The organism is Myxococcales bacterium, from assembly GCA_016720545.1.
Taxonomy (GTDB): Bacteria; Myxococcota_A; Polyangia; order Polyangiales; family Polyangiaceae; genus JAAFHV01.
Genome location: JADKKK010000001.1, coordinates 140071 through 159487, shown reverse-complemented (window position 1 = coordinate 159487; position 19417 = coordinate 140071). Strand labels below are relative to the sequence as shown.

Genomic DNA, 19417 nt, shown 5'->3' with positions numbered 1-19417 from the left:
GAGTCTATGCATCTTGCACCCTTCGAGCCCGTGCCGTACGCCTCGCTGCCGGCGCTCCCGCGGCTCGACCACCCGTTCTTCTCACCGGCGTGCCGCGACGAGCGGGTGCGCGTCCGCACACCCCACTTCGGCGAGGTGACGCTCGCCGTCCGCCGCTTCGGGGGCGCCAAGCCGGGCGCGAAGAAGCTCGTCTGCATCCACGGCCTGATGACGTCGAGCTACTCGTTCCGCTACCTCCTGGAGCGCCTCGGCGGCGAGTGCGAGGTCATCGCGCCCGATCTGCCCGGCGCCGGCCGCAGCGACGCGCCCGACCTGCCCTACGGCCCCGAAGCGCTCGCCGACCTGCTCGGCGCGCTCCTCCGGGAGCTCGGCCTCGGAGCGCCGTCCGTGCTCGGCAACTCGATGGGCGGCTACCTCGCGATGCACCTCGCGATGCGCCACCCCGGCAGCGTAGGCCGCCTCGTGAACCTCCACTCTCCGGGGATCGTCACTCCGCGCATGCGCGCGCTCGACGCCGCGCTGCGGCTCCCTGGCGCGCCCGGGCTCCTCGACGTGCTCGTCTCGCGCGATCCGCGCCGCTGGGTGTGGAAGAACGTTCACTATTACGACGAGTCGCTGAAGTCGCGTGAAGAGGTCGAGGAGTACTCGGCGCCCCTCCAGACGCCGGCGGGACGCCGCGCGTTCGCGCGCTACCTCGCAGACACGCTCTCGGTGGCCGGCATGCGTCGCTTCGAGCGCGACCTCTCCTCGCTCGCGCGCTTCCCGACGCCGCTGCTGCTCGTGTACGCGCGCAGCGATCCCATGGTGCCGCCCGCGGTGGGCGAGCGCCTCGCCGCCCTCGTCCCCGACGCGCGCCTCACGTGGCTCGAGCGAGGCTCGCACTTCGCGCACGTCGACGCCCCCGACGACTTTCTCGCGGCGGCGAAGGACTTCTTGCTCGGGGACGGGTAGCGCCGATCGCCGGCGTCGCGATGCCGTAGGCGTGGCTCCGCGACGCGCGGGCTCAGGGCTCCTGGAAGCCGGCCTCGCGGTAGGTGAGCACGAGGGTGTCGCGGTGTCCCCCCGGCTCCTCGAGGACGATCGGCGTGGTCTCGTGCACGACGCGCGCGTCGTCGAGGAGCAGCGCGGACCACGGCGCCACGAGCGAGAACCGCACGCCGTGGGGCCCTGCGGCGTCGAACACGCGCGTCTCGCCGCCCCGTACGCCGCGACGATCCACGAGCACCACGGCGACGAAATCGACGCCGTCACGGTGCGCGCCCTCCGGCGTCGGCCGCCCTACGCCCTCGCGCGGGTCGATGCGAAACGCGTGGGCTTCGACGTGCCAGCGCGTGGGGCGCACGTCGGCGCGCGCGTCCGCGAACGCGCGACCGAGACCCGCGACCAGGCGCACGAACCCGGGCGCCTCCGCGAGGGTCGACTCCAGGGGGGCGAACCACCTCACGATACCCCCGTGCAGAGCGTTGTAGGTCACGGGCTGGTAGTGGGGCCGCGGTGGCGTCGACGAGAGGTCGCTCGCGCCCACGAGCTGCTGCACGAAGCACCCGTGCCTGCGGAAGCGGTACGCGCCACCGTCGAGCAGGTGGGGATCCGGCGGGAGGCTCGCCCATGAGCGCTCCAGCCCCACGAACGAGTCACGCGGCAGCTCCGCGACGCCGGCGAGCGCGTCGGGTGCCACGACGGCGAACCCTACGTCACGGAGTGAGGCGAGCGCCGCGGGGCGCGAGCGCGGGGCGTGGAGCTCGAGCGGAGGCGGCATACGCGGCGTACCACTACAGCGAGAAGGTCCATCTCGCTACCGCCCACGCGCGGGCATGGCGCCGCACGCGGCCGGCAGGGCTACCCCGACCCCCGACCGCGACCTCGCCCGCGACCCGAAGGCCGCGGGCGGCGAACGCGAACCCTCAGCGGCGGATGAGGCCCGTGAGGAGCGCCACCAACCGATCCCCGAGGACGACGCATCGGTCGGCCGCTTCTTGGGTGGCGTCCCCCGCGTGGGCGGCGATCTCCACCGCGAGCGCCGCGTCACGGGGGCCACCGCCCCTTGGGAATGCATCGTGGGGTATTCGTCGTGGATTCGCGTTCACGTCGTCACGCGAGAATCATGTGTATTCTGCATTCATTATCGACGCCGCGAGCCGGCCGGTGTCGCATCCGCAGGTCACGTCGGGCAGGGGCCCAGGGACTTCACGCTGACGGAGGACTTCTCGGCTTCGCACGCGTTGCCGTAGGTCGTGCCGTCGCACCCACACACGGGGTCGCGCGAGGGGGCGCACGTCATGGGGATCTTCGAGCAGGCTCCCGGCGCGTCGAATGAGCCGCACGCGGCTGCGATGGAGCGCTTGCAGAACGAGCCTGGCGCGCACACCCCCGGGATTCCGCGGGTGCCACACGCCGCGCCGTCGGCGAGCGGGCAGTCGCCGGTCGAGGCCACGCTCGCCCCGGCCTTGTCGGCCTCGCACGAATTCGAGTAGGTCTTGCCGTCGCAGCCGCAGACGGGCGCGAGCTCCTTCGTGCAGACCGCGGGCTTGTCGGCGCAGACCCCGGGTTGGTCGGCCGCGCCGCACGCGGCCGCGATCGGGAATTTGCAGAAGAGCGGCGATGCGCACGGCGGGCGGCCGCGGCCTCCACACGACTCACCGAGCCCGAGCGGCGCCGGGGCCGCGTCGGCGGCGTCCGGCGTGGCGGCGTCGTTCGGCGTGGCGGCGTCGGGCTTGGCCGGCGGGCAGGGGGGGAAGTCGTAGCCGCACGTGCCGTCCGCGCGTGCGAGGCACACGCGTCCGAGAGACGCCCCGTCGGGGCACAGCTTCGCGTCCGCAGGGGAGGGCCCCGAGCAGGTCGTACAGGCCGCGCCGGGAGGCGGCGGCGCCGTGCCGCCAGCGTCCCCCGCGGGGGTGGTCGACGAGCTGCACGCGACGAGCAGCGCCGCCGTCAAGGAGAGGGTCAGGGCAAGCGGTGTCTTCATGGTGGACTCCTCGGATCGCTCTTCGCCAAAGCGGCGCTCTCCAAGGATGTAGCACGCCGCGTCCTTCGGGGGGCGGGCTCGCAGGGGGGCTCCCACGGCCGGTCCTCGGGCGTCTCGCGCCCGTCTCACGTCCGCGACCTTGCGCCAATCAGAAGGCGAGGCCGGTGGGGAGCAGCCGCACCGCGGCCCGCGGTCCGACAGGGGGCGCGGTCGCGAGCGCCGGGCTCGGATCGAACCTGAGGGTGCTGCCGTTGGTGAGCCAGAGCGTCAGGCCGGCGGCGGCGAGCAGCACGCCGAGCCCGACCGCGCCCGCGCCACCCGCCAGCACCCCGGTACGGAAGCCCTCGCTCCCCACGTCGTTGGCCGACAGGATCGGGGACGCCACCAAGGCGACGCCGCCGAGCAGAATCGCGCCCGCGCCGCCCGCCGTCAGGACCATCCCGGTCACGCGCCCTGTGGAGGAGCCGAGATCCGCGTCGATGCGGAGGGCGCGGGGCCCCCGCGGGAGGGTGAAGGTCTTGCTGGGGACAAGCCCGTCTCCCGAAATTCTGTAAGAGTAATCCGGGGATACGGGCGCCGTGGAGCAAGGGGCCACGCACGCGCTCTCCCACTGCGTCAGGCCGCCGATGCCGAGGTCGGGCAGGCCGAGCCCTCCGACGGTGGTCGTGCTCTGACGACGCTCGAGCGTGGCGCGAGGGTCGTTCGCCCGCAGCTCCACGGTGACGGCGTCCGCGCCGGAGACCGCCGCCGTTGCGGGAGGCTGAGCAGGCTGAGCAGGCTGAGCAGGCTGAGCAGGCTGAGCAGGCCGAGCAGGCTGAGCAGGCTGAGCAGGCTGAGCAGGCTGAGCAGGCTGAGCAGGCTGAGCAGGCTGAGCAGGCTGAGCAGGCTGAGCCCAGGCCGCGGACGGCGCGAGCGAGGCGAGCGAGGCGAACGAGGCGAGAGCGAGCCCAAAGAGCGTGTTGGCGCGGCGCAGCATGATTCCTCCGAGAGCGGTCACACGCGTGACCTGCCCGTGGGTGGAGTCATCGGGCCGGGTTTATCAACGGGCGACGATTTCTCCGGCGCCTCGCGGATCGTGCCGCACGAGGCCCCCCAGGCCGCCGCAGTTCAGCTATCAAAGGACGGGCCCGCGCGTCCCTGCGGCGCGCGCCAGCCCTCACTCCAAAACCTCGAGGTCCCTCATGAGCGCCGCGCAACCCCCCTCGTCTCCCCGTTCCGCCACGGTGTCCATCGTCGTCGGGTTCGCCTTCACCGCCGCCGACGGTCCAGCCTTCGAAAGGGCCGCCAAGATCGCCACCTGGGCGCCGGGCGGCGAGCTCCACCTCGTCCACGTGTTCGACGCGAACGCGCCCCGCACCGAGGCCAGCTCGGCGGCGCTCGCCGGGCGTCTGCGGACGTACGTGGAAGAGAAGGCTGCTTCGATGGGCGGGCTCGGCGGGCTCCACGTCGGCATCCACCTCCGCTACGGCGACACCGTGCGCGAGATCCTGCAGCTTGCGTCGGACGTGAGCGCCACGATGATCGTCGTGGGGTCGGAGGCGGGACCCCGCCTGAAGCAGTGGATCATGGGCTCGACCGCCGACAAGCTGGTCGCGCACGCCCCGATGCCCGTGCTCGTCGCGAGCCCCCGCGGCGCCGCGCCGCCGGGCGACGAGGCACTGGCCATCGAGCCGCCGTGCCCGGACTGCACCCGCGTGCGCTTCGAGAGCCGCGGGAACCACTGGTGGTGCGAGCGCCACGCGTCGCACGCCAAGAGCGGCCACACCTACTCGTACCAACGCGAGTGGCCCTTCTCCGGTCATGACTCGGCGGTGAGCCCCACCGGCGTCGACTTCTGATTCGCTCCGCCGCGCCCCAGGCCCGCGCGACGAGAACAAGAAGCGTCGCGCGCGGCCTCGCAGCCCGTTGACTTGCGGACCGAGGCCCGTCCTCGTCCGCGCTCGGGGCCTAGTCTCCGAGGTGAGCGTGCACCTGCAGGATCGCAACGGAGGCGGTCGGGATGCGGCGCCGACGGGCGACGGGAGAAACCCAACGGGCTGCTTGGGGCCGCGCGCGAACGACGGTCGATGGCGAGCCCGAGCTGAAGGCGAGGTGTCCCCATGCACGACGGCTACCGGCTCACGGGCTCACATCCTCACTTGCACGACGCGATGAGGAAGGCGGGCTCGCGGCCGAGGTCCACCGAGAGGTTCCCCGCGTATCGGCCGCCACCGGCGTACTGCTGAGAGGTCGTGATGGTGTAGACGCGGCAGTGCGTCTCGCCGGCCGCCTGGCCGAGCACGACCGAGTCACGGATGCGGTGTGTGGGCATGAGGCCGCTCTTGCGGATGTCCCAGTCGCCGAAGGTCTGGCTGATTTTTACGACCTTCACCTTGCTCGTCGCGAGGGCGGCCTTCACCGCCGCCGACACGGCCGGGTCGGAGAACCGCCCGGGCTTGTAGCTCACCTTGGCCTGGCCCGCGGTGACGGCCGCCGCGTAGCCCGCGGCCGCCGACTCGATCGACGAGAACAGCCCCGCGGGCAGCGGAGCGCCCATCGCGGTGTACAGCGCTTCGTAGGACCCGCGGAGGCTCGCCAGGTACTCGGTGGGCTTGCGGGCGCGGTCGAGCTGCGCCTCGTAGACAGACTCGCCGTTCCGGATGCGGGTCAGGGTCGCGGCCACCGAGTCTCCGAGCTTCTTCGCCTTCGCCTGCGCCCTCGCGTCGAGGAAGGGCTTCAGCACGGTGCGCCACTCCGCCGCGTTCTTGCACGCCTCGACCTTCTCGCGGCCGTAGTAGCTCGTCGCGTCGACGGCGGCGAACTCGCGGTCGCACTTCGCGGCGAAGGCGGTGAGGGCCTCGGCGCTGCGCCACTTCGCGAGCATCGCGGCGGGCTCGAGGTCGTACGAGTAAGTGCCCCGGACTGCCTTCACGAAGCCCAGCGCGTCACCGAGGTTGCGCGACTCGGTCTTGTAGGCCTCCTCGGCGGCCGCCTTCGCCTTGAGGTTCTGCGTGTTGGTGCCGCGCTCGGCCTGCCACTTCTTCAGCGTCGACTCGAACTCGCCGACCCACTTCGCGGTCGCCTCGTACTTGGGGTCGGAGCGGTCGGCGGCGGGCACCTTCTCGAGGCGCTCCTTCACCGTCTTGAGCTTCGTCTCGTACTGATACATCGCCTGGCCGATCGTGTAGTCCGAGTCGCCGTTGGCGAAGGGCCGAGTCTTCAGGTCGACCTGGGTCTTGTAGTAGTCGATCGAGCGCAGCGTGTTGGCGCCGTCTTCACTCAGCGCGAGGGCCAGCGAGGGCGAGGCGAGCACGGAGAGAGCGAGGATCGACGGGGCGAGGAATGCGAGCGGCTTCATGACGACTCCTTGGGGTTCGCCGGGGTCATACGCCGCTTTCGCTCCGACCTTCCTCCGACGAGCCACGCCGGTCGGCTTTTCCGTGAGCCCTCCCGGAACGTTGTCGTGGGCGAGCGTTGGACGTGCGCCGTGCTATGCCCTCCGGATGCGCTCGCTCCTGCTCCCGTGCATCGCACTGCTCGCGTCCGGTCCGCTCGCTTTTGCCGCGTGCAGCGGCGATCCCGTGGGCGTCCCCGATGCCGACGGTGGCGGGGCCGTGCTGCCCGACGGCGCCATCGTGCCGCCTGGCCCGACCGGCACAGGCACGGGCACCCTCCCGGACGGCGCGCCCGCGGGGCCAGAGGGTGGCCCGCCCCCGGGCCCGGCCGTGCCGCCCGAGCTGCGGTACGTCGCGCGGGGCGTCACCCGCGCGGTGGATGCCAACACGCTCGTCGCGCGCGACGTGCTCGCCGCCAGCTATCCCGGAGGCCTCTCCCGGGCCGTCGCCGGCACCGCGTGGGACGTCCGGGATCCCGTCACGGGGCGCTACTACGCGCACTACACCGGCGGCGGAAAGAGCGGGCTCTACAGTGTGGGGGCCGACGGCAAGGCCGCGCTCATCCCTTTCGACGGGAACGTCACGACGCTGTTCGCCCAGGCGCTCTACTGGGGCACCACGAGCTACGCTGGCGACCGCCTCTTCCTCTCGGGCCGCGGCGGCGCGTTCGTCGCCCGCCGGAAGGGGGCCGACCTCGCCTTCGAGGCGCCGGTGTCGATCGGCAAGGACGTGGAGATCGTCCACGACGTCGCGCCGGACGGCACGCTCGCGGTCGTCTCCGGGGTCAAGCCCTTCAAGTGGGGCGACGCCGAGAACATCGTCGCTCCGCGTATGTATTCGATATTTCAGGTGAATCCTGATGGTACGTTCGGGGCCGACGTGTCGTCCCAGTACAGCCCGTTCACGTCGCTCTACGCCCAGGCGCCGCACTTCCTTCAGGACGGGTCGGGCCTCGTCTTCGAGGGCGACGACGACGCCAACACCGGCGACCACCTGTTCCTCTACAAGTTTGGTGGCGCGGTGAAGGAGTTCACCCCGAAGCCCTTCACCGATATGGACTTCAACACCCCGTGCGCCCTCGCCGACGGCCGCGTGGCCTTCTGGGAGTCCGTCGACACTTCCTACTACCTCCGTGTCCACGACCTCGCGGCGAACACGACGAAGAGCGCCGTCACGACGGCGTTCCCCTTCAGCGGCTACGTTCGCTGCCGTTGAGCGTTCCGTCCGCGCGGGCGTGCGCGCGCGGACCATGGCGCGGCGCGCGCCGACGCAGAGCTCCCGACCCCCCGGTACCTCCGCGGGCTCAGCGGGCGTAGTGCACCACGGCGAGGGCCACCATCGCGATCACCCACATCGCGAGGACACCACCCAGCACGAGCAGCACGGCGTGAGCCGCCGGCGTCGGTGCGGGACGCGCGGAGCGGGAAGCGCCGCCAGGCTCGATCGGTGCGGCCGGCGGGGCGATCGAGGCGCGCAGGAGCTCGTCCGCGTCCCGGGGCAGCCGCGCCGGGCGCAGCGCCTCGGCGGCGGCTGGGGTGTCGAGCCCCTCTTCTTCGCTAGCGCGCTTCGCTCGCAGCTCGGACATCAGGGGCACCTCGGTCGGGCGGGACGTGTCGGTCGTGTCGGTCGCGTCGGTCGCGTGCGTCGCGTGCGTCGCGTCGGTCGCGTGCGTCGCGTCGGTCGCGTCAAGTCGCACCTCGCGGACGTGCGCGCCGCTGGGCGGGCGCATCGTCGGATCGTCGTCGCGGAGGGTGTTCCAGCGCATACCGCCGGTCCCCTTAGGCGAGAGCTCGCCGTCGGGCCAAGATCCCCGCGCGTCACCGCGGTACCGCGCGGGACACGACGATCACCGCCTTGTGTTTCGGCTTCGGCGCGCGCTCGCACCGGGGGAAGGGCTGCGTGGTGGGCAGCCGGATGACCGAGAGCCGCTGGTGTCTCCCGAGGGCGAACGTGGCCTCGTCGCGATCGAGCTCGGGGGCGCCCGCGTCGTGGCGCTTGTAATACGACGTGATCTCGTAGTGAGGCGACTCGCTCCCGTACGAGGCCCAGTGGATCTCGCGGACCTTGCCGCCCGGCGCGGCGGTGACGTGCTCGTCGCACAGCAGCTCGACCCCCGGATACGCCTCGAACCCGAGCCAGGTCGGCTCCGGTGCCGGGGGCGCGGGGTGCGGGACCGGATCCTTCGCTGGCAAGAACTCCCCGGGCAGCGACGCGCTCGCAGGGATGAGCGGCGCGGAGGTGGGGCGCGCGGCGTTCCGCGCGGCGCCATCGTCGTCCTGCCCCGCTCGTGTCGCGCCCTTGCAGCCCGTGGCCAGCCCGAGCTGCGCGAGCAGGCCGAGCGCGACACACTTGGCGCGTGGCGTTCCGCGCGTCAACGCTCAGGCACCATGACCTTGAGCTTCAGCAGGGCGCACGCCCACTCGTCCCCCATCGAGCAGCCTCGCTCGATGAAGCGTCGCCCCTCGCTCACCTTGCCGAAGGCGGTGAACGCGACCCCGATGGCCGTGCAGTCGCGCTCGATCCCGGAGGCGCACGTGCCCTTCCAGATCTGGAGGTTTCGGTTGGCTGCGGCCTCGTCGACCGTACCGCCCCGGTTGCCGTAGGCGCGGAGCACCGAGCACGACGTCGGCTCGCCCGCGTTGCATGCGGTCTTGAAGAGCTCGATGGCGTCTCCGGCGCTCTTCGTCACGCCGATGCCGGCGTGGGTCACCTGCGCGAGTGACACGCACGCCTGCTTGTCGAGTGAGCACGCCTTCTCGTAGAGGCGCACGGCGAGGGAAGCGTTCTTCACCACCGACTTCCCGAACTCGACCATGTAGCCGAGGTTCGAGCAGCCACCGGCCGAGTCGCCGTCGCACGCCTGCTTGAAGAGCTTCGCGGCCATCTTGCGATCGGTGCCGACGCCGGCGTTGCCGAGGTACATGATGCCGAGCGTGCTGCACGCGCTGTGGTTGCCGCCCTTGCAGCCGCGGTCGAGCAGCCTCGACGCTTGCGCGTAGTCCTGGGTCACGCCGTCGCCCGTGTAGAACGTCGAACCCGCCGAGGTGCACGCGCGGTCTTGGCCGAGCTCGCAGCCGCGGCCCCACGCGGCCGTGGCGTCCTTCATGTTGCGGGCGCCGCCCTCGTTGCTCGCGAGGAAGTCGCCGAGGTACTCGCAGGACGGCCCGTCGTTCAGCTTGCAGCCTCGGAGCGTGGCCTTCGAGCCCACGTTGAGGTCCTTCGCGATGTTCTCGCCGCGAAGGAGCTGGAGCCCGAGGCGACCACAGCTGACGCCGCTGTCGCGCTCGCAGAGCTCCGCGCATTGCTTGGCCTGCCCGTAGGTGCACTCGGTCGCCGCGGCGGTGGTCGCCTCGGGGGTCGGCGCGGTGCACTTGCCGCCGACGCGGACCATCCCGCTCGGGCACTCTTGCACGGCCTGGGGCTTCTCCGCCGCGGCGACGGCAGCCTCGGCCGGCTTCTCGGCGGCGATGGGGATGAGCTCGACCCGGAGGAGCGCCGCGCAGCGCGCGGGGGCCTTGAGCGACTCCGGGAGGGCCGCCTTGCAGTCCTCGAGCTTGCCGTCCGAGTTGTGGATCTTGGACGCGCGCGTGGACCCGCCCCCGGCGCCGATGCTGAAGAACTCGGCCACGGCGCGCGCGTGCGCCTTGTCCCCGGTCTCCATCACGAACGCGCCGACCATCGCGCCCTTCACGAAGTGCGAGGCGCCGGCGCACTCGCCGCGGAGATCTTTCTTCGTGACGTGGTTCCACGTGGTGCGGATCTTCCCGATCATCACCATCGCCACGTCGAGCGTGGTGGAGCGCCCGAGCTCGCCGCCGAGCTGCCCCACGAGCCCCGCGCCGCCGAGCGGCAGGTTGGCGCGGATGTCGTCGGCCGACTCGAGCCGCACGAGCTGCTCCTTGGTCGACATGCCGACGAAATCGTACTGGCCGTCCACGCTGCAATTCTTCAAGAGGCGGAACCCGCGGTCGCTGTACTCGACCACCGCCAGGCCCTCCTTCATCGCGACCTCGAGGTTGCCGCGGTGCTGCGGCTCCCAGTCGACGATGAGCGGCTCGCCGTTGCCCTCCACGATGACCCGCGGGCCGGACGGCGGCGGCGGCGGGCCCGGCGGGAGCCTCTCGCCACACCCCCAGCACCCACCCAGTGCCCCGGTCATCATCGCCAACGCTGCGATCTTCTTCATGAAACGCCTCCCGGAAGCCTCACGCCTTCGCGCGCACGAGCGCGCGAAGTGTCGGGACGAGACGATAGCGGAAAGTGTCGGCGAAGGGAAAACTCGCCCTCGCGGGCGGGGCCGTCGCTGCCGGCGAGCGAAAGACCGAGCCCCGCGAGGGGAGTGCTCGCGGGGCTCGAGGAGGCTTTCGTCGTGTTGCTCAGCCGGGGAGGCCACCTCCCTCCTGCGCTCCCTCTTGCGCTCCCTCCTGCGCCTTGATGGCAGCGCTCGAGCGAGGGGAGAGGTCGTCGGCGAGGGCGGGGGGCGCCGGCTCGAGCGCGGCCTCGAGCACCTGCCGCATGTCCTCCACGAGGACGATCTCGAGGGCGTCGAGGACCTCCTTTGGCACCTCGTCGAGCTCCCGCGCGCAGCGGTCGGGGAGGATGACCCGGGTGAGTCCGGCGCGGTGCGCGGCGAGGACCTTGGCCTTGATGCCGCCCACCGGAAGCACGCGCCCTCGGAGCGTCGCCTCGCCGGTCATGGCCGTGTCGGCTCGGACGCTGCGGCCGGTGAAGAGCGAGGTGAGCGCGGTAAAGATCGTGACGCCCGCTGAGGGCCCGTCCTTCGGCACCGCCCCCGCCGGTACGTGGATGTGCACGTCCTCGCTCTCGAGCGTGCCCGGCGGCAGGCCGAGCTCCTTCGCGTGGCTGCGCACGTAGGTGAGGGCGGCGCGGGCGGACTCCTTCATCACGTCGCCAAGCTGACCTGTGATCTCGACGTGACCTTTGCCGGGCATGCGCGAGGTCTCGATGTGCAGTGTGCTCCCGCCGAAGGGCGTCCACGCGAGCCCGGTGGCCATGCCGGGCGTCGACGTGGCGTCGTGGGCCTCACGCTCGAAGCGGGGGCGGCCGAGGTGCTCCGCCAGGTTCCGCGCCTCCACGTGCACCCTCGCCGGATCTCCCGTGTCGGCCGTGACGTCGGTCGCGCTCGGCGATTTCGCCGCCTTGGCGATCTGGAGCGCCGCCGCCCGGCAGAGCCGCGTGAGCTCCCTGTCGAGCTGGCGCACGCCGGCCTCTCGTGTGTAGTCCCGGATGACGGCGAGGAGCGCTTCGTCGGTGATCGTGAGGCGCTCTCCGGTGGCGCTCGAGAGGCCGTGGCCACGCGTCCGCTTCGGCACGAGGTGCGTCTTCGCGATGCGCACCTTCTCCTCGGGCGTGTAGCCCGAGAGCTCGACGACCTCGAGCCGGTCGCGCAGCGGCGCGGAGAGCGTCTCCAGTGTGTTCGCCGTGCACAGGAAGAGCACCTCGGACAGATCGAACGGGAGCTCGAGGTAGTGGTCCGTGAAGGTGTGGTTCTGCTCGGGGTCGAGCACCTCGAGCAGCGCCGCCTCCGGGGACCCCTGGAAGCCCTGGGAGAGCTTGTCGATCTCGTCGAGGAGCACGACGGGGTTCTTCACCTTGGCCTTGCGCAGGGCGTGGAGGATGCGGCCTGGCAGCGCCCCCACATAGGTGCGCCGGTGCCCGCGGACCTCGGCCTCGTCGCGCACGCCGCCGAGGGCGACGCGTACGAAGGGGCGGCCCGTGGCCCGCGCGATCGACTCGCCGAGGCTCGTCTTGCCGACGCCCGGGGGACCCACGAGGCAGAGCAGCGTGCCGCGCTGCTCGGAGGGGCCGCGCTCGGGGTCGCCGCTCGCCATGTCGCCCGTCTCGGGTGACCCCTGCGCGAGCCCGAGCACCGCCATGTGCTCGAGGATCCGCCGCTTTACGTCGGTGAGGCCGTAGTGATCGCGCTCGAGCTGCTCCTCGACCGCCGACACGTCGAGGCGCACCTCGGCCCGCTTCGACCAAGGCAGATCCGCGATGAGCTCGAGGTAGTTGCGGATGACGTGCACCTCGGCGCCTTGCCCACCCATCTGGGCGAGCCGCGCGAGCTCGCGATCGGCGACCTTGCGCGCCTCCTCGGGCAGGTTCGCCTCGGCGAGCCGCTTCTTCAGCGCGCCGAGCTCGCTCGTCTCGTTGTCGTCGTCGTCGTCGCCGAGCTCTCTCTGGATCGCCTTCAGCTGTTCGCGCAACACGGCTTCGCGCTGCGATTTTCCGAAGCGCTGCCGCACCTCGCTCTCGATCTTCGCCTTCACCTCGCCGCGTGCCCGCAGCTCGCCGAGGGCGTCAGTGAGCGCTCGCAGACGGCTCGGGACGTCGAGCTCGGCGAGCAGGGCGACCTCGCGCTCGGTCGCCACGTTCGACTGCGCCGCGACGGTGTCCGCGAGCGTCGCGGGGTCGAGCGCCCGGGCGTCGAGGTGCGCGAGGGCGCCGCCCTCCGACTCGGTGGCGTCCTTCAGCGAGCGCACGAGGGCCGCGGCCAGCTCTTGCGCCTCGAGGGTGTCGCCCCCGCGCTCCTGCAGCTTCTCGACCGTGGCCCGCAGGAAGGGGCCGTCGTCGTGCAGGTCGATGAGCGTCGCGCGATCGAGCCCCGTGACGGAGAGCTGCCAGTCCGACTCGCTCCGCTTCTGAATGCTCTCGACCCTCGCGAGCGTGGCCGCGGTGTGGAGCTCCTGCCGTTCGGGGTTCTGGGTCTTCGGGTTCCGCTGTGTGAGCGTCACGATCACGTCGCCCGGGTAGAGCGTGCGGAGGAGCGCGAGCGAGCGAGGCCGACCGACCGAGAGCGTGAGGGTGGTGCCGGGGAAGAGCACCCCGGTGCGAAGGGGGAGCGCGGCGAGGGGAGCTGTGGGCGCGGGAGCGCCGCCACGGGACGTCGTCATGGGGATCTTCTTCTTTTCTCTGGGGGCAGTGGCGAGTCAGAGCCGTAGGTCGACCGCCACGGCGCGGGAGATCCGCGCCGCTTTGGGCTGTCGTAGGCGGGCCGCGACGCCGCCGCGCACCCTTGCGCCGCGTCAGCCGCCCCGTCGTGAACAGAACCTAATTTCGTTCACGGCCGCGTCAACGGGGGCCCCGGGCGATTCCGCTCGCGCGCGCTGACGGTTGCGCGAGGCGAAGGTGGCGCGCGTCGGTATAGTCGAGCTGTGCCGCACCCGCTCCCTCACCTCGACGAGCGCGCTCTCTTCGAGCGCGGGCCGGTCGTCGTCTTCAAGTGGAGGAATGAGGCCGGGTGGCCGGTCGAGTACGTCTCGGGGAACGTCCACGAGCTGCTCGGATACGGGGCCGACGAGTTCCTATCGGGCACCGTGTCGTACGGCAGCCTCGTGATCCCCGAGGACCTCCCCCGCGTGGGCGCCGAGGTGACCTCCGCGACCGAGTCCGGCGCAGAGTCGTTCGAGCACGAGCCCTACCGCGTGCGGCGCCGTGACGATCAGGTGATCTGGCTCTACGACTTCACCCACATCCTGCGAGACGCCCAGGGGAGCGCCACGCACTACCTCGGATACGTCTTCGACGTCACGAGCCGGGTGCGCGCCGAAGCCGAGCGTCACGAGCTCGAGCTGCGGCTCGCCAGGTCGCAGAAGCTCGAGAGCCTCGGCGTGCTGGCTGGCGGCGTCGCCCACGACTTCAACAACCTGCTGACGGGCGTGCTCGGCCACGCGAGCCTCGCGCGGAGGACCTTGGAGGAGCGCGCCGGGGCAGGCGTGGAGCCGGCCGATCTCGCGCGGGTGGCGACCGGGCTCGAGCAGATCGAGAAGTTGTCGCTGCGCGCGGCCGAGCTCACCCAGAAGCTGCTCGCGTACGCGGGCATGCGACCCCTCGTCATGGCCCCGGTGGACCTCGGCGCCCTCCTCGCCGACCTCGCGAGTCTCCTCGCGGTCGTGATCACGCGCAGGGCCAAGGTCATCCACGACCTCGCGTCGACGCTCCCGTGTGTCATGGGCGATCGCGCCGAGCTGCAGCAGGTCGTCATGAACCTCCTCACGAACGCCTCCGACGCGCTCGGCGACGGCGAGGGCACGATCACGCTGCGCACAGCCGCGCGAGCGGTCGCCGAGGCGGAGGCCGAGGGCCTGGGTCTCGCCCCGGGCCAATACGTAGCGCTCGAGGTGAGCGACACGGGTTGCGGGATGTCGGAGGAGACCAAGGCGCGCATCTTCGAGCCGTTCTTCACGACCAAATTCGCCGGCCGCGGGCTCGGGATGTCGGCCGTGCTCGGCATCGTGCGTGGTCACCGCGGCGCGATCACGGTGGCGTCCACGCCCGGCGATGGCGCTCGTTTCACGCTGCTGCTCCCGGCCGTCGATCTCCCAGAGCCGCCGCCCGTGGTCGACCCCCCGCCTTCCGCTTGGAAGGGGCGAGGCACGGTGCTCATCGCCGACGACCAGCGCGCGATCTGCGCCACGCTCGGCGTCCTCCTCCGGACGCTAGGCTTCGAGACGGTAGCCGCCCCCGACGGCGGGGCGGCCCTCGAGCTCTTCCGGTCGCACCGCGACGACATCGTGCTCGCGCTGCTCGACATGACCATGCCGGTGTTGTCGGGCGTCGAGACGCTGAAGGCGCTGCGCGACATGAAGCCCACGCTGCCCGTCATCCTCTCGACGGGCTTCAGCCTCGAGGACGTCGGCGAGCAACTCTCGGACCAGCGGGTCGTGTTCCTGCAGAAGCCCTACCGGCTCGCCGACCTCGAGGCGGCGCTGCGGGCCGCGCTCGAGCCGCCCGACGCCAGCGGCGCGGCGCCGCGCTGAGCGTGCACCTACCGTCGCGCCGCGAGCCCCGCGACGAGCAGCGCGGCGAGATCCCGCGCGCGCGCGGCGGCGTCCGCCGGCGGCAGAATGAAGAGCGACGGAGGCGACAGCGACGCCAGCGCGAGCTGCACGAGCTCCGCGGCCCGCCCCGGCTCGTGGGGCCCTAGCTCGCGTCGGCGACCGGCGACCGCGAAGAGCTCCGCGTAGAACGCCCGCTCGCGCTCGAAGAAGCGCGCCTGCTCGCGGCGCGTGACCTCGGTGCGGCACTGGAGCAGCTCACAGCCCTTTCCCCCGGGCCCTTTCTCTCGAAACGACAGGAAAGCCCGCGTGCGGGCCTCGATCACCGCGATGAAGGCGGTGGACAGATCGGCGTCGGCGTCCCGCTCGCGCACCGCCTCGCGCATGGCCGCGAGCACGACGCCGTGCATCGTCCCGGAGAGCTCCGACACGATCGCGTCCTTCGAGTCGAACTCGAGGTACACCGTGCCCACGCCCACGCCGGCCGCCTTGGCGATGTCGGCGACCGTGGTCTTCTGCGGGCCGTGTTCGGCGAACAGCCGCCGCGCGGCGTCGAGAATGTGCTCGCGGCGCGGATCGGTCGGCGTCTCGCGCATCTCCTACAGAGTAGCAAGTCGGCCGAAAAAGGGGAGGCGGCGTCTCGCCCCCGGTCCCGCGAAAAAAAGCGCGTCCTCGGCTCGCGACCCCGCGCCCTCCCCGCGCGCCGGCTGTAGGATGGGGCGAATGTACGGTGAGACCGCCCTCGATCCACGCCAGCCCGGCTACACGTGGGGGGACTACGTCGACGCGCTCGTGGCGGACGCAGGGTCGCTCGCGGCGGTCGCGCTGAAGGTGGCGCAGCACGCCACGCCCGCCCTCGACGCCCAGTCCGTCGAGCGGGGACTGCGCCGTCTCCGCGGCCGGGGCACGCGCGACGGCGGCGAGCACGGCGTGCGCCTGCTCCGCGTCTACGGGCTCCCTCGCTCGGTCGAGGTCCGGCTGCGGTGGCTCGGCATGTTCCACAGCCGCAGCGCCGATCTGCCCGCGGACCTCCTCCGCGATCTGCTGAACGTCTGGAATCGGCCGCCAGCCTCGGACTCGGCCGATCGCGTGTGGCTGGCGCTTGGGTTTGCGCAGCTGGCGGTGAGGAAGCGCGACTACGGCGGGGCCCACGCCCGGCTCGCCGAGGTGCCGATCACGGCGGCCGTCGCCGCTCGCCTCGAGCGGGCGCTCGTCTTCGCCTACGTGGAAGATCGCCTCGACAGCTTCCAGTCGAAGACCTACGCCCTCGAGGAGGCGACGGAGCTCGTCGGTGCCCTAGACGTGGCCGATCCCGAGCGCGCGAACTACGCCGCCCGGCTCGCCGATCAGCTGGCGCACGAGCACCTCCGCTGCGGGGAGCTCGGACCCGCCCGCGAGCTCTACGAAGGGATCGCCGCGGAGACGCCCTACGCGGCGTGTCGACGCGCGCTCGGCCTCGCCTACGTCTTGGGGCGCCAGGGGTCCCACACCGAGGCCTTGGCCATGGCGCGCGCGGCCTCCCGCCACGCCGGCGACGGCGGCTTCGTGCGCCTGCGGGCGGTGTCTCTCGGCCTGCTCGCGCACCTGAAGGGCGCCTCGCCGGCCAGCCCCCTCCGTCGCCGCGCCGCCGCCATCGCGCGCGGCCTCGACGACGCCGAGCTCGGGGCGAGGCTCGCGCGCTGAGCGCCGCCTCGTCCCTGGCCCAGAAATAGAGCAGACTTTTTCCGAGAGGCGTGGGGCGTCAGCGCCCGCCGAGGGTGAGCGTGATCGGCGGCTCGGGCCCGGCGTCGGTCGCGCGGGTGACCTGGAGCTGCGCGCCTGCCTGCTGGAGCCTCGCGCCGCCGGGGGCGAGGCCGTCGCACCCGAGCTGGCCCGCCGGGAAGCTCTCGTCCACGAGGAGATCGGTCGCGGACGTCCGCGCGCGCAGGGTCCACACGCCGCCGCACGCGTACGAGCGGTCGGCGTTCGCGCGGAGAAAGAGGCCCGCGGGCGCGCCGATCGTGTCGGTGCGCACGAGGCTCGCCATGAGCGTGCGCACGCCGTTGGGGGCCGCCGTGGGCTCCGCCCAGCTGCCTCCGAGCGCCTCGACCGGGCCGCCCGCGCCCACGCGCGTGAGCACGCCGCTCGCGTACTGGGGGGCGCCGCCGAACGTGCTCCAGTATTCGTAGAGCAGGGTGCCGTCGGGCTGCAGCGTGAGCAGATCGTCGCCCTCGACGATGCACGCCACCTCCGGGGGGACCGACTCGTGGGCGAAGAGGCGGAGGCTCGTCGTTGGTGCGCCGGCGTCGATCATTCCGGCGTCGCCGGTGGCCGGCTCGTGCCGCGTGAGGTAGCCGCCGCAGCCGAGGGAGGGGTAGGTCATCAGGCCGACCACCGCGCCCGCGGGAGCGGCGAGCGCCGTGGGGTGCACGCTCACGAGCACGGTGAACGGATCGATTCCCTCCTGAATCGCGGTGCCCTGCCAGACGCCCGACAGCGGGCTCGGCGGTGGCCCCGCGTCCGCGCCGCCCTCGGCGTCTGGTGGTGTCGGAGCGGCGTCGCTGGCGTCCGGCGGTGTCGGCGCGGCGTCGCTCGCGTCGGGCGGTGGCGGGTCGGGGAGCCGCGCGTCGGGGACGGTGATCGGTGGCGTCGCGTCGGGGGGCGTCGTCGTCGTCCGCGCCGACTCCTCGCTCCCGCAGGCGAAGGCCGCCGCGATGAGGCCCGTTGCAGCGATGCCCAGCAGGAGAGGACGTCTCATCCTCGGCAGCGTAGAGCAGGGCACGCACAAAACGCCAGCGGGCGATCCGTGACTGGACCGCCCGCGAGCGTGACCGTGACGCGCCCCGAGAGGCGCGTGCGGACTAGAAGATGTCCGTGCCGATGGTGGCCGGGAGCACCGCGTCCCACCAGGGCGTGACCTGGCTCGTGCACTTGGTCGCGTCCGTGACGCCCTCGGGGCACTCCTTGATCGGGCCGTTCATGTAGCCGATCGTGAGGTCGTGGAAGCCCGGCTTGGCCGCCTCGTTCCAGCGGTCCGGGCGGATGGAGCCCCACGAGTTCTTCACGCGGAAGAACTCGATCTGCGCCGCGGGGGAGAGCGCGGCGCCGAGGAGGCTCTGGTCGGTGACGGGCGTGCCGGCCGCGAGGACCTTCCCGTCGGCGAGCTTCACTTGGTAGTCGTCGAGCACGGTCATGTGCCCGCCCTGGCGGCCCGGGCCACGACGGTTCAGCTCCTCGATCGAGAACTGCGCGTTGCTCGAGAGCGCGTTGAAGTCGACCTTCCACGAGATGATGACCGGGATGCCGGCGTGGAGGGACTCCTGCACCGCGATCTGGAACTTGCGGCGCGAGGCGGCGCTCGAGGGGTAGTTCTCCTCGTGGAACGCGTTCGGGCCCGTGCGGGACCACGACGAGCCGGTGCCGATGGCGTCCTGCAGCTTGATCTTGCGCTCGGCCTTCGTGCGGAAGTCGTAGAGGCGCGCCTCGAAGTCGCGGGCGCGGATGACCGTGTTGCCCGGCGTGCGGCGCGTGTAGCTGCGGTCGAGGGTCTTGGTGACGCCGGCGCCGAACACGTTGTTCAGCTTGGTGATGGTCTCGGGCGAGAGCTTCCAGGCCTTGTCGAGCTCGGCGCGGACCTTCGCGCGGTCGCGGCGGACGGCCGAGTCGGCGAGCGGGCCGCTCTTGAGGGACGTGTTGATGGCCTCCAGCGCAGAGGACTGGCGAGCCGACATCTCGGCCTCGGCCTCCTCGGGGATGAAGTCCTTCTCGAGCATGAGGCCGTAGCGGTCGATGATGCCCGCGGCCGTGCCGTAGCTGCCGCCCGTGGAGAGCTCGGTCGACGCGCGGCCGTTGGCGAGCTGCTCGAACCAGTGCCAGTAGGTCCAGTACGACTCCGACACGTTGGCCTCGTTGCCGGTGGAGCGCTTGTTCAGCGCCTCGGTCCATGACGCCACCGCGTAGAGCCAGCAGTTGCCGATCGACTGGCGCTTCACCTTCGTGTGGTCGAGCTGCGTGATGTCGTCCGTCGACACGCCCTCTTCCTCGGCCTCGCCCTCGCCCTCCGCGACCGCGGCCGAACAGCCCACCGACGAGCCGAGCGCCATCAAGGCGACGAGGGGGAGCCAACGCGACTTCGACATCCAATCCGAGAGGGCCATGCTGTTTCTCCTTGAGCGGCCCCGCCTGTGGGCTGCTGTCCGCTATGTTGCGAAAGGTGTGCCGCTGTCCTACAGCGAAAATTCCCGATGTTTCTGCGCCATCCCGCCGGCGGCGACCGGGTCCATGGCTATGGCATGATCCAT

Annotated in this window: 16 protein-coding genes; 5 read left to right on the top strand and 11 right to left on the bottom strand. The window is 71.9% G+C overall.

All coding sequences use genetic code 11. From position 1 onward, the window contains the following. The first annotated feature begins 6 nt into the window (after positions 1–6). A complete protein-coding gene (locus IPQ09_00655; GenBank protein MBL0192729.1) occupies positions 7–951 on the top strand; it encodes an alpha/beta hydrolase in 945 nt (314 codons plus the stop codon). A gap of 52 nt (positions 952–1003) precedes the next feature. Here the strand turns inward: IPQ09_00655 and IPQ09_00650 are convergent, their stop codons facing one another. The 3 genes from IPQ09_00650 to IPQ09_00640 form a co-directional block, all read right to left on the bottom strand. Further along, entirely contained in the window at positions 1004–1759 is a 756-nt protein-coding gene (locus IPQ09_00650; GenBank protein ID MBL0192728.1) for a 2OG-Fe dioxygenase family protein, read from the bottom strand. Between the two features lie 402 nt (positions 1760–2161). Continuing rightward, a complete protein-coding gene (locus IPQ09_00645; protein ID MBL0192727.1) occupies positions 2162–2965 on the bottom strand; it encodes a hypothetical protein in 804 nt (267 codons plus the stop codon). Between the two features lie 148 nt (positions 2966–3113). Continuing rightward, the gene (locus IPQ09_00640; protein MBL0192726.1) at positions 3114–3683 is read right to left on the bottom strand and encodes a hypothetical protein; all 570 of its coding nucleotides are present in this window, start codon (positions 3681–3683) and stop codon (positions 3114–3116) included. A gap of 463 nt (positions 3684–4146) precedes the next feature. Here IPQ09_00640 and IPQ09_00635 point away from each other — a divergent pair, with 463 nt between their 5' ends. Beyond that, positions 4147–4803: a universal stress protein gene (locus tag IPQ09_00635; GenBank protein ID MBL0192725.1), complete on the top strand. Its 657-nt coding sequence runs from the start codon at positions 4147–4149 to the stop codon at positions 4801–4803. A 296-nt stretch (positions 4804–5099) separates the two neighbouring features. Here the strand turns inward: IPQ09_00635 and IPQ09_00630 are convergent, their stop codons facing one another. Further along, complete coding sequence (locus IPQ09_00630) at positions 5100–6302, bottom strand: hypothetical protein (GenBank protein ID MBL0192724.1); 1203 nt, start codon at positions 6300–6302, stop codon at positions 5100–5102. A 145-nt stretch (positions 6303–6447) separates the two neighbouring features. Here IPQ09_00630 and IPQ09_00625 point away from each other — a divergent pair, with 145 nt between their 5' ends. Then, positions 6448–7554 (top strand): hypothetical protein, encoded by a 1107-nt coding sequence (locus tag IPQ09_00625; protein ID MBL0192723.1) that lies wholly within the window; start codon positions 6448–6450, stop codon positions 7552–7554. Between the two features lie 88 nt (positions 7555–7642). Here IPQ09_00625 and IPQ09_00620 read toward each other — a convergent pair whose 3' ends face one another. The 4 genes from IPQ09_00620 to lon all read right to left on the bottom strand — a co-directional run bounded on the left by IPQ09_00620 (position 7643) and on the right by lon (position 13253). Then, positions 7643–8104 carry a hypothetical protein gene (locus tag IPQ09_00620; protein MBL0192722.1) on the bottom strand — a complete coding sequence of 154 codons (462 nt, stop codon included), beginning with the start codon at positions 8102–8104 and terminating at the stop codon, positions 7643–7645. A gap of 52 nt (positions 8105–8156) precedes the next feature. Next, complete coding sequence (locus IPQ09_00615; GenBank protein MBL0192721.1) at positions 8157–8714, bottom strand: hypothetical protein; 558 nt, start codon at positions 8712–8714, stop codon at positions 8157–8159. Further along, positions 8711–10525, bottom strand: a complete 1815-nt coding sequence (locus tag IPQ09_00610) for a sel1 repeat family protein (GenBank protein MBL0192720.1) — start codon at positions 10523–10525, stop codon at positions 8711–8713. The genes IPQ09_00615 and IPQ09_00610 overlap by 4 nt, the downstream gene beginning before the upstream one ends. A 190-nt stretch (positions 10526–10715) precedes the next feature. Then, positions 10716–13253 carry an endopeptidase La gene (gene lon, locus IPQ09_00605; GenBank protein MBL0192719.1) on the bottom strand — a complete coding sequence of 846 codons (2538 nt, stop codon included), beginning with the start codon at positions 13251–13253 and terminating at the stop codon, positions 10716–10718. Positions 13254–13514: 261 nt separating this feature from the next. On the opposite strand from lon, the gene IPQ09_00600 reads away from it, so the two are divergent. After that, the gene (locus IPQ09_00600; GenBank protein ID MBL0192718.1) at positions 13515–15119 is read left to right on the top strand and encodes a response regulator; all 1605 of its coding nucleotides are present in this window, start codon (positions 13515–13517) and stop codon (positions 15117–15119) included. A gap of 8 nt (positions 15120–15127) precedes the next feature. Here the strand turns inward: IPQ09_00600 and IPQ09_00595 are convergent, their stop codons facing one another. Next, positions 15128–15733 (bottom strand): TetR/AcrR family transcriptional regulator, encoded by a 606-nt coding sequence (locus IPQ09_00595; protein MBL0192717.1) that lies wholly within the window; start codon positions 15731–15733, stop codon positions 15128–15130. Positions 15734–15860: 127 nt separating this feature from the next. Here IPQ09_00595 and IPQ09_00590 point away from each other — a divergent pair, with 127 nt between their 5' ends. After that, complete coding sequence (locus IPQ09_00590) at positions 15861–16820, top strand: hypothetical protein (GenBank protein MBL0192716.1); 960 nt, start codon at positions 15861–15863, stop codon at positions 16818–16820. A gap of 58 nt (positions 16821–16878) precedes the next feature. On the opposite strand, the gene IPQ09_00585 is transcribed toward IPQ09_00590, so the two are convergent. Together IPQ09_00585 and IPQ09_00580 are read right to left on the bottom strand one after the other, a co-directional pair. Further along, positions 16879–17874 carry a hypothetical protein gene (locus IPQ09_00585; protein MBL0192715.1) on the bottom strand — a complete coding sequence of 332 codons (996 nt, stop codon included), beginning with the start codon at positions 17872–17874 and terminating at the stop codon, positions 16879–16881. A gap of 103 nt (positions 17875–17977) precedes the next feature. Continuing rightward, on the bottom strand, positions 17978–19273 hold the full coding sequence (locus IPQ09_00580) for a hypothetical protein (GenBank protein MBL0192714.1): 1296 nt from the start codon (positions 19271–19273) through the stop codon (positions 17978–17980). Positions 19274–19417 lie beyond the last annotated feature (144 nt).

Excerpts from the sequence above, each read along its gene's own strand:
- IPQ09_00655 (MBL0192729.1), top strand. The coding sequence starts at position 7 with ATGCATCTTGCACCCTTCGAGCCCGTGCCGTACGCCTCGCTGCCGGCG.
- IPQ09_00650 (MBL0192728.1), bottom strand. The coding sequence starts at position 1,759 with ATGCCGCCTCCGCTCGAGCTCCACGCCCCGCGCTCGCGCCCCGCGGCG.
- IPQ09_00645 (MBL0192727.1), bottom strand. The coding sequence starts at position 2,965 with ATGAAGACACCGCTTGCCCTGACCCTCTCCTTGACGGCGGCGCTGCTC.
- IPQ09_00635 (MBL0192725.1), top strand. The coding sequence starts at position 4,147 with ATGAGCGCCGCGCAACCCCCCTCGTCTCCCCGTTCCGCCACGGTGTCC.
- IPQ09_00630 (MBL0192724.1), bottom strand. The coding sequence starts at position 6,302 with ATGAAGCCGCTCGCATTCCTCGCCCCGTCGATCCTCGCTCTCTCCGTG.
- IPQ09_00625 (MBL0192723.1), top strand. The coding sequence starts at position 6,448 with ATGCGCTCGCTCCTGCTCCCGTGCATCGCACTGCTCGCGTCCGGTCCG.
- IPQ09_00620 (MBL0192722.1), bottom strand. The coding sequence starts at position 8,104 with ATGCGCTGGAACACCCTCCGCGACGACGATCCGACGATGCGCCCGCCC.
- IPQ09_00610 (MBL0192720.1), bottom strand. The coding sequence starts at position 10,525 with ATGAAGAAGATCGCAGCGTTGGCGATGATGACCGGGGCACTGGGTGGG.
- lon (MBL0192719.1), bottom strand. The coding sequence starts at position 13,253 with ATGACGACGTCCCGTGGCGGCGCTCCCGCGCCCACAGCTCCCCTCGCC.
- IPQ09_00595 (MBL0192717.1), bottom strand. The coding sequence starts at position 15,733 with ATGCGCGAGACGCCGACCGATCCGCGCCGCGAGCACATTCTCGACGCC.
- IPQ09_00590 (MBL0192716.1), top strand. The coding sequence starts at position 15,861 with ATGTACGGTGAGACCGCCCTCGATCCACGCCAGCCCGGCTACACGTGG.
- IPQ09_00585 (MBL0192715.1), bottom strand. The coding sequence starts at position 17,874 with ATGAGACGTCCTCTCCTGCTGGGCATCGCTGCAACGGGCCTCATCGCG.
- IPQ09_00580 (MBL0192714.1), bottom strand. The coding sequence starts at position 19,273 with ATGGCCCTCTCGGATTGGATGTCGAAGTCGCGTTGGCTCCCCCTCGTC.